This window comes from Streptomyces sp. HSW2009 (genome assembly GCF_040240285.1).
GTDB lineage: Bacteria > Actinomycetota > Actinomycetes > Streptomycetales > Streptomycetaceae > Streptomyces.
Window position 1 is genome coordinate 1 of the sequence record NZ_JBEHZD010000354.1, and the last position, 8,529, is coordinate 8,529.

Genomic DNA, 8,529 nt, shown 5'->3' on the forward strand with positions numbered 1-8,529 from the left:
CGGCAGTCCCGCGGCCTCGATCGCGGGCGCGGCGCCGCGCGCCCCGCAGACCGCCCCGGCCCCCCCCACGGCCCCCCCCACCCGCGCCGCCCCCCCCCCCCCCCGCGGCGCCCCCCCCCGGGGGGGGGGGCCCCCCCCCGCGAGAGCGGTGCAACGGGCGGGAGCGGCGGGGCCGGGCGGAGCCCCGCCGGATTCAGGTGCCGCGTGCGGCCACCACACCCACGGTCAGCAGACCCAGCACGACCCAGCCGAACCACAGCCAGCCGTTGTTGCCCAACGTGACGGAGTAGGCGGTCACCATCACCAGACCACCCACGGTGAACGCGGCCATCACCTTCGCAGATCCGGGCATCCCCGCAACCTCCTCGGCGGCCGGGGCGGTCGCCCAGGCCACGGCCCCATCGTCACCCGGGCCCGGCCACCTGCGCTAGCGCTCGGCCGGCTCCCGGCTCTTGGCCTGCAACGACGCCAGGTACGCGTTGTAGGCGTTCAGCTCCTTGTCGCCGTCCCGATCGGCCATCCGGTCGGCCCGCCGCCCCGCGCGCTGCTCGGAGCGGTACCACTGGAAGACCAGCGCGATGAGCACCAGCACGGAGGGGATCTCACTGAACGCCCAGGCGATGCCGCCGGCCGCGTTCTGGTCCGACAGCGCGTCGATGCCCAGCGACTCCGGCGGGTTCTTGTACGTGCCGATCATCGGCTCGGACGCCATCATCAGGGCGATGCCGAAGAACGCGTGGAAGGGCATGCCGGCGAACAGCTCCAGCATCCGCATCACGTAGCCGGGCCGGTGCGGGCCCGGGTCCACGCCCATGATCGGCCAGAAGAAGACCAGACCCACCGCGAGGAAGTGCACCATCATCGCGATGTGGCCCGGCTTGCTCTCCATGAGGAAGTCGAACAGCGGCGTGAAGTACAGCGCGTACAGGCTCGCGATGAACAGCGGGATGGTGAAGGCCGGATGGGTGATGATCCGGATGTACCGGCTGTGCAGCAGCGCGACCAGCACCTCGCGCGGGCCGGGGCCGCCGCGCCCGGACCTGGCTCGGCCGGCCGGCAGCGCCCGCAGCGCCAGCGTCACCGGCGCCCCGAGCAGCAGCAGGATCGGCGAGAGCATGCTGATCACCATGTGCTGCACCATGTGCACGCTGAACATGACCATGCCGTAGTCGTTGAGCTTGGTGCACATCACCAGCGCCACGGTGAGCACACCCACCACGAAGGAGACGGTGCGCATCACCGGCCAGCCGTCCCCGCGCCGATGCAGGCGCAGCGCGCCCCACCCGTACAGGGCCAGCCCCAGGACACAACCGATCAGGAAGAACGGCTCGCCACTGAACTCCAACCCGCGCGCCAGGGTGAACGGCGGCAGATCCATGTCCATGCCGTGCCCGCCGTGATCCATCCGCTCTCTCCTCATATCGCCGCAAACGCTCGCACCAGAGTAGAACCGCCCCCCGCCCCCCGGGGGGGGGGGGGGGGGGGGCGGGCCCCCCCGGGGGGGCCCCCCGCGCCCCCCCGGGGGCGCGGGCGCCGCCCCCCCCCCCCCCCGCGCCCCGCCCCCCCCCCCCCGCCCCCCCCCCCCCCGCCGCCGGCCCGGCCCCCCCCCCCCCCCCCCCCCCCCCCCCCCCCCCCCCCCCCCCCCCCCCCCCGCCCGTACCCCGCGGCCCGCCCTCGCGCGCACGGGGGCGCGTACCGCCGCGACCGGAGGGCCGTCAGGCGGCCACCGCCACCGGCTCCACCCGGCGCGCCACGGCCTGCAACATCTCCAGCCGCACGAGACCGGCGCCACCGGCCCGGATGGCCAGCCAGTACGCGCCGAAGACCAGCCGGGAACGCTCGTCGGTGCAACGCACTCGGGTCTCGATGGTCATCAGGCTGCCGTCGCCGTCCGCGACCACCCGCGCCCCGGTGACCGTCTTGGCCCAGCCGGGTTCGGCGAACGCCACGAACGCCTCCGGGTCACCGTCGGGGACCGGGGCGAGCTCGGGCCGTACGTGCCAGAACTTGGCGATCTTGCCGCGCACTTCACCGAGCTCGCCGCGGGCCAACAGGGGGACCGGGGCCGTGTCCGTGACCCGCCCGCTGAGCCGCAGCGTGCCCAGCGAGCGGATGCCGGTCAGCACCTGCGTGATGTGGAGCTCCTCGGCAGTCAGCTCCTGGAAGGCCCGCCAGGCCGCCGCGGGGTCGGCGTCGATCCGACGGCTGTAGCAGGACCGGAAGTCGTACTCGGGCATGAGACGGTCGCATTCCATGCCGGCACGCTATACCGCGGGCCGGAGCCGAGGATGGCCTTGCGCCGTACCGGAGTTAGCCGATGGGTGCGTACTTGTAGCCGACCCGGCGGACCGTCACGATCGACGCCCGGTGCTCCGCGCCGAGCTTGCGGCGCAGCCGGGCGATGTGGACGTCGACGGTCCGCCCGTCACCCACGTGTCCGTACCCCCACACCGTGGTCACCAACTGGTCCCTGGTGTGCACCCGGTGCGGATGCGCGACCAGATGGGCCAGCAGCTCGAACTCCAGGTAGGTGAGGTCGAGCGGACGATCGGCGACCCGGGCGATGCGCTGCTCGGAGTCGATCTGGATGAGCGCGGCGCCGGCGCCGCCCTCCGGCGCGGCGGCCACCGGGGCACCGCCGGGCCGCCGGTCGGCGGGGACCAGGACCAGGTAGCCGACCATCGGCGGCTGACCGGGCAGTGAGGGGAGGGTGTGCGCGGGGGCGGGCAGCCAGGTGGCGTCCGCGTGCAGCAGGTCGGCGACCGGGGGCAGTTCATCCGGGGCCACCCCCCCCCCCCCCGGCCCGGGGGGGGGGGGGGCGGTCGACGGGCCAGCAGGGCGGAGCAGACGGCTCCACTTGGGCGGAGCGGGCGCGGCTCAGCTCACCGCAGGCTCACAGCACGCACTCCGCCTCCGCGTACCGCTCCATCGGCACCGTCTTCAGCGTCTCCACCGCATCGGCCAGCGGGGTCAGGATGATGTCGGTGCCGCGCAGCGCCGTCATCATGCCGAAGTCACCGCGGTGCGCGGCCTCCACCGCGTGCCAGCCGAACCGGGTGGCCAGCACCCGGTCGTAGGCGGTGGGCGTGCCACCGCGCTGCACATGGCCGAGGATCACCGGGCGCGCCTCCTTGCCCAACCGCTCCTCAAGCTCGATGGAGAGTTGCCTGGCCACCCCGGCGAACCGCTCGTGGCCGTAGACGTCCTTGCCGCCGGCGTCGAACTCCATCGAGCCCTCGCGCGGCTTGGCGCCCTCGGCGACCACCACGATCGCGAACTTCTTGCCCGCCTGGAAGCGCTGCCCCACCACCGTGGTCAGCTCGCCGATGTCGAAGGGCCGCTCGGGCACGACGATGGCGTGGGCGCCGGCGGCCATGCCCGAGTGCAGCGCGATCCAGCCGGTGTGCCGCCCCATGACCTCGACGATCAGCACCCGCTGGTGCGATTCGGCGGTGGTCTTGAGCCGGTCGAGCGCCTCGGTCGCAACGCCGACCGCGGTGTCGAAACCGAAGGTCACATCGGTCGCGGAGATGTCGTTGTCGATGGTCTTGGGGACGCCGACGATCGGCAGCCCGGCGTCCGAGAGCAGCCGGGCCGCCTTGAGGGTGCCCTCGCCGCCGATCGGGATGATCGCGTCGAGCCCCATCTCGGCGACATGGCCGCGGGCCCGCTCCACCCCGTCGCGCAGGTGCTCGGGGCGCACCCGCGAGGAGCCGAGGATGGTGCCGCCGAGGGCCAGGATGCCCCCGACGGCGTCGAGGTCGAGCTTGCGGTAGTCACATTCGAGAAGGCCCCGCCAGCCGTCGTGGAACCCCACGACCTCGTCGCCGTGGTCGACGACCGCTCGATGGACGATCGACCGAATGACGGCGTTGAGACCGGGGCAGTCACCGCCGGAAGTGAGCACACCAATACGCATGGTCCGTGATACCTCTGCAACTCAACCGGACGACCGGACCCCGTCGTCCGGTTGGATCAATGCCAGCCTACAAGCGGACGGCGTCGCGCAGGGGCGAGTGTCCGTCATGCGGTCTGCGTGGCCGCGGCCATCCGTTCGTTGCGCAGCGCCTCGTACCACCGGTCGTCCACCGGGGGCAGCGCGTTCACGTCGAGCGCCAGCTTCAGCAGCAGGTCCGCGATCTGCGGGTTGCGGGCCAGCACCGGGCCGTGCATGTACGTGCCGAACACGGTGTCGTTCCAGGCGCCCTCGGTGCCGTCGCCGGTGCCGTTGCCCTTGCCGAGCCGCACCCGCGCGAACGGGCGGGCCGTGGGGCCCAGGTGCGTGACGCCCTGGTGGTTCTCGAAGCCGGTCAGCGCCGGCAGCCCGAGCCGCTCGTCGATGTCGCCGACCACGTCGCCCACGCACCGCTCGCCCTCGCCGCGCGTGCTGATCACGTCCAGCAGGCCGAGGCCCTGCTCGCGCTGGCCGAGGTCGTTGATGAACTCGTGACCGAGGATCTGGTAGCCGGCGCACACCGAGAAGACGATGGCGCCGTTGGACACGGCCCGGTTCAGACCGCCGTCCCGGCGCAGCCGCTCGGCGGCCAGCCGCTGCGGCCGGTCCTCGCCGCCGCCGATCAGATAGATGTCACCTGAGGTGGGGATCTGCTGGTCGGAGCGGACGTCGACGCGCGACACGTTCAGCCGGCGCTGCCGCGCCCGGCGCTCGACGACCAGCGCGTTGCCCTGGTCTCCGTACGTGCTCAGCAGGTCGGGGTAGACCCACACCAGGCGCAGGCTGTTCTGGCTCATCCTCGGCATCCTTCGTGCTTCAGCGGTTCGGTTGCGGTGCGGCGTCGGCCGCCGCGGCGGTGCCGGCCCCCGGTGCGCTGGGCGCACGGCGCGGGGGCCGGACGGTTCGGCGCGGGCGGGGCTAGTTGCCGACGCGGCGGCGCAGGTCCTGGAAGGCGGTGTAGTTGGCGATGACCTCGATCCGGCCGGGCGGGGCCATCTGGACCGCCTCGTCCGCGCTCTCGCAGACCCGGAAGTCGAGCCCGGCGACTTCGAGCCGGACCGCCAGGTCCAGCTTCCGGTCGCCGATCACCATGATCGGGTGGCCGGCGAGCCGCGTGTAGTCCACGTCCCACAGCCACGAGGTGTCGGTGCCGTCCGCGCCGCGCGCGTTGACCGAGAGGATCACCGGCGTCGGCGGCGGGTCGATGAGCGAGAACGTCTCCAGCCAGCCGGCCGGGTTCTTCGCCAGCAGCAACCTGAGCTGCCGGTCGAGGAAGGTGACCACGTCGTACCGGCCGGCGACCGCCTGCACCGCGTACATCCGCTCCAGCGCGACCTGCGGCGGCACCCCGAAGGTGGCGGCCACGGCGGCTGAGGTGGCCGCGTTCGCCTTGTTCGCCCGGCCCGGGAGCTGGAGGTGGATCGGCCAGGCCGAGCCCTGCGGGTCCAGTACGTAGTCGCCGCTCAGCGCCCAGGTGGGGCGCGGGCGCCTGAAGCCGCAGTCGGCGCAGCCCCAGTCGTCGCCCGGGCGTTGCAGCACGCCACCGCAGGACGGGCAGGACCAGGCGTCGTCCTTCCACTCCTGGCCGGCCGCCACCCACACCACGTTCGGGCTCGACGAGGCGGCCCAGACGATCAGCGGGTCGTCCGCGTTGGCGATGACCGTGGCCTTCGTACCGGCCAGGCCCTCCCGCCACTTCTCGGCCAGCATCCGCGTCTCGGCGGCCCGGTCGAGCTGGTCGCGGGAGAGGTTCAGTAGCGCTATGGCCTTGGGCGTGGTGTCCCGGGCGACGCCCGCCAGGTACTTCTCGTCCACCTCGATCACGCCGTACCGGGCGTCCGAACCGCCGGCCAGGGCGGAGGTGATGCCGGCGGGCATGTTGGCGCCCAGGGCGTTGGAGACGACCGGGCCGCTGGCGCGCAGCGCCTCGGCGATCAGTCGGGTGGTGGTGGTCTTGCCGTTCGTCGCGGAGACGAGGACCACGTCCAGATGCCGCGCGAGCCGGGCCAGCAGATCCGGGTCGAGTCGGAGGGAGACCTTCCCGCCGATCACCGATCCGCTGCCGCGCCCGGCGACCCGTGACACCGCCGCTGCTGCCCTGCCCGCCGTCACGGCCAGCTTGGCCCGCGGCGGCAGCGGCTCCGTGTTGCCTGCCATCGTCCTTGCTCCTCCTTGCGTCCGGCTCGCTGCCCGCCCCCGGGGCTGCCGGTCAAACGCCCCCTTGATGCCGAATCGCCAGCCGGGAGGCTTCGGTCGGGGTTCAGCCTATCGAGATCCGGACGCTGGCCCGAACCGCGCCACCTGCACACGTGCTCCGCTTCCACCGGCCACGGCCGTGCCGGCCGGCCCGGACCGTACCCTGGTGCCCATGCGAACTGGCGCGATCCCCGGCAGCTCGGGACGGGTACGGCCGCTGCGGCTGCTGGGCGATCCCGCCCTCGCGGCGCCGTGCGCCGAGGTGACGGAGTTCGGGCCGGAGCTGGCCCGGCTCATCGAGGACATGTACGCGACGATGTACGCCGCGGCCGGCGTCGGGCTCGCGGCCAATCAGATCGGCGTGCCGCTGCGGGTGTTCGTCTTCGACTGTCCTGACGACGAGGACCGCCGCCATCTCGGACACCTCGTCAATCCGCGGGTGGTGACCGCCGACGGGCTCGTCATCCGCGGCCCCGAGGGCTGCCTCTCGCTGCCGGGCATCGAGGCCGGCACGCCCCGCTTCGACCTCGCGGTCGTGGAGGGCGTGCGCGCGGACGGCACGCCGCTGCGCATCGAGGGCAGCGGCTTCTTCGCCCGCTGCCTGCTGCACGAGTGCGACCACCTGGACGGCAAGCTGTTCACCGACCGACTGGCCGGGCGCCGCCAACGCAAGGCGCTGCGCGCCGCCGCCCGCGCACCGTGGGCCGGCGACCGGGAGCGCCTGGCGAACTAGGCACCCGGCGGACCGGGCGTCCGGGGTCGGCCGCAGGGCCGGTCGGGGCGTTGCGAGGGTTCGGCCGTGGGTGTGTGGTCGCGGCGTGCGAAGGCTCGCCCGTACGAGGAATGCGTGCGCGCCCTGCCTACGGGTTGGTCGCGAAGGCTTGCTCGTACGGGAAATGCGCATGCGTCATGCGTACGGGCCCGGGGCGGGGGGGGGGGCCCCCCCCCGCCCGCCGCCGTCGGGGGTCACGGACGGCTCAGCGGCGGTGAACTGGCCGTGAGCCCACCTCGCCACATGGCCGAAAACATGGGGTGCAGTGGCTCACACCGTGCGCCCCCACCTTCACCACCCCACGCCCCCAGGCGGCCCCGGCATGACCGGACGCTAACGCATCTCGCCTGTGAAGGTGATCACCCCCGGTTCGGGGAACCCTTCGGGCCCTGGCCGGCGGGGCAGAGCACGTCGTCGATCAGCGCGATCGACGCGTCTTCCTGGCGCTTGGACTCGACCAACGAATCCTGCCGCTGGGTGGACATGGACACCACCACGCTGCGCCGGCCGTCCTCGCTCACCCCGGTGCGCGTGCGGTAGCCGATCATGTCGCCGCTCGGAATCCACACCCGCTCCCCGCAGGCCGTCGGCCGCGAGAACAGCCCGAGCCCGTACCGCGCCCCCGGCCAGATCTTCGTCACCTGTTCGCTGACCGCGACCGATCTGGTCAACTCGCGCCGCTCGGCGGCCGTCAACAGCCGGCCGTCGAACAGGGCGCGGACGAAGGTGGTCAGGTCGGCGGTGGTGGAGAGGTGACCGCCCGAGGCGTCCGCGTCGTCCAACAAGGTGGTGTCCACCAGCCCTTCGGTGCCGGCGAACATCGTGTAACCCTTGGCGTGCGGGCGGGGCATCCGGGGGCCGTCGGGGAAGCGGGTGTGTCGCAGGCCGAGCGGCTTGATGATGCGCCGCTCGATCTCCTCCCGCCACGGGTTGCCGGTCACCCGCTCGATGACCATGCTGAGGACGACGAAGCCGGTGTTGGCGTAGCTCCAACCCCGCCCCGGCGCGAACAGCGGCGGCTCCTTCATCGCGGCGGCCACCAACTGCTCCGCGGTACGCGGGTGGAAGCGGTTCGCGTAGTACTCGTCGCGCGTCTCCATCGGCGGGTACCCGGAGTCGCCGATGCCACTGGTGTGCTGGAGGAGTTGGCGCAGGGTGATGGCGTTCTCGTCGTAACCCTCGCCGGACAGCAACCCCGGCAGCCAGCGCCCCACACTGTCGTCGAGCGACAGCCGGCCCTCGGTCGCCAACTTCAGCATGACGGTGGCGATCAGGGCCTTGTCGGTGCTGCCGGTCCTGAAGTAGCCGTTCGGCGAGACCGGGCTGCCGGTGCGCAGGTCGGACACGCCGCTGGTGGCGGTCTGCTGCCGGCCGTCGGACCCGGTGGTGCGCACCTGTACGCCGCTGACGCCGGCGTCGCGGATCGCGTCGGTGTCCCGCTGGAGGTCGTGGCCGGTGTGCTGGCGGCCGGCCGTCGCGGGCGGGCCGCCGCCGGCAGCCGCCGCGCTGCCGGACGCGCCCGCCGGGGCCCCGGTAGCCCCCCCCCCCCCCCCCGCACCACCCCCCCCCCCCCCGCGCCGCCGGGCGGGGGTGCGGGGGGGTGTCG

At 73.5% G+C, this 8,529-nt stretch carries 9 protein-coding genes and 1 pseudogene; 1 reads left to right on the plus strand and 9 read right to left on the minus strand.

All coding sequences use genetic code 11. The features are described 5' to 3' along the window. The 8 genes and pseudogenes from AAHZ94_RS23060 to AAHZ94_RS23095 all read right to left on the minus strand — a co-directional run. Positions 1–219: pseudogene (locus tag AAHZ94_RS23060) on the minus strand (hypothetical protein); the annotation flags it as partial. Then, positions 194–394 carry a hypothetical protein gene (locus AAHZ94_RS23065; protein WP_349994902.1) on the minus strand — a complete coding sequence of 67 codons (201 nt, stop codon included), beginning with the start codon at positions 392–394 and terminating at the stop codon, positions 194–196. The gene AAHZ94_RS23065 and the pseudogene AAHZ94_RS23060, both read right to left, overlap by 26 nt. Positions 395–427: 33 nt before the next feature. Next, positions 428–1,405 carry a cytochrome c oxidase assembly protein gene (locus AAHZ94_RS23070; protein WP_349994901.1) on the minus strand — a complete coding sequence of 326 codons (978 nt, stop codon included), beginning with the start codon at positions 1,403–1,405 and terminating at the stop codon, positions 428–430. A 310-nt stretch (positions 1,406–1,715) separates the two neighbouring features. Then, a complete protein-coding gene (locus AAHZ94_RS23075) occupies positions 1,716–2,255 on the minus strand; it encodes a hypothetical protein (protein ID WP_349994894.1) in 540 nt (179 codons plus the stop codon). A 55-nt stretch (positions 2,256–2,310) separates the two neighbouring features. After that, positions 2,311–2,847, minus strand: a complete 537-nt coding sequence (locus tag AAHZ94_RS23080; RefSeq protein ID WP_502964751.1) for a winged helix-turn-helix domain-containing protein — start codon at positions 2,845–2,847, stop codon at positions 2,311–2,313. A gap of 46 nt (positions 2,848–2,893) precedes the next feature. Next, a complete protein-coding gene (locus AAHZ94_RS23085) occupies positions 2,894–3,919 on the minus strand; it encodes a 6-phosphofructokinase (protein WP_349994896.1) in 1,026 nt (341 codons plus the stop codon). A gap of 104 nt (positions 3,920–4,023) precedes the next feature. Further along, positions 4,024–4,752: a type 1 glutamine amidotransferase gene (locus AAHZ94_RS23090; RefSeq protein WP_349994897.1), complete on the minus strand. Its 729-nt coding sequence runs from the start codon at positions 4,750–4,752 to the stop codon at positions 4,024–4,026. Between the two features lie 121 nt (positions 4,753–4,873). Beyond that, positions 4,874–6,112, minus strand: a complete 1,239-nt coding sequence (locus AAHZ94_RS23095) for a MurT ligase domain-containing protein (RefSeq protein WP_349994898.1) — start codon at positions 6,110–6,112, stop codon at positions 4,874–4,876. A gap of 211 nt (positions 6,113–6,323) precedes the next feature. On the opposite strand from AAHZ94_RS23095, the gene def reads away from it, so the two are divergent. After that, complete coding sequence (gene def / locus AAHZ94_RS23100; protein WP_349994899.1) at positions 6,324–6,884, plus strand: peptide deformylase; 561 nt, start codon at positions 6,324–6,326, stop codon at positions 6,882–6,884. 398 nt (positions 6,885–7,282) lie between these two features. Here def and AAHZ94_RS23105 read toward each other — a convergent pair. Then, positions 7,283–8,529 (minus strand): serine hydrolase domain-containing protein (locus AAHZ94_RS23105; protein ID WP_349994900.1); only part of this gene is annotated, 1,247 nt, incomplete at its 5' end.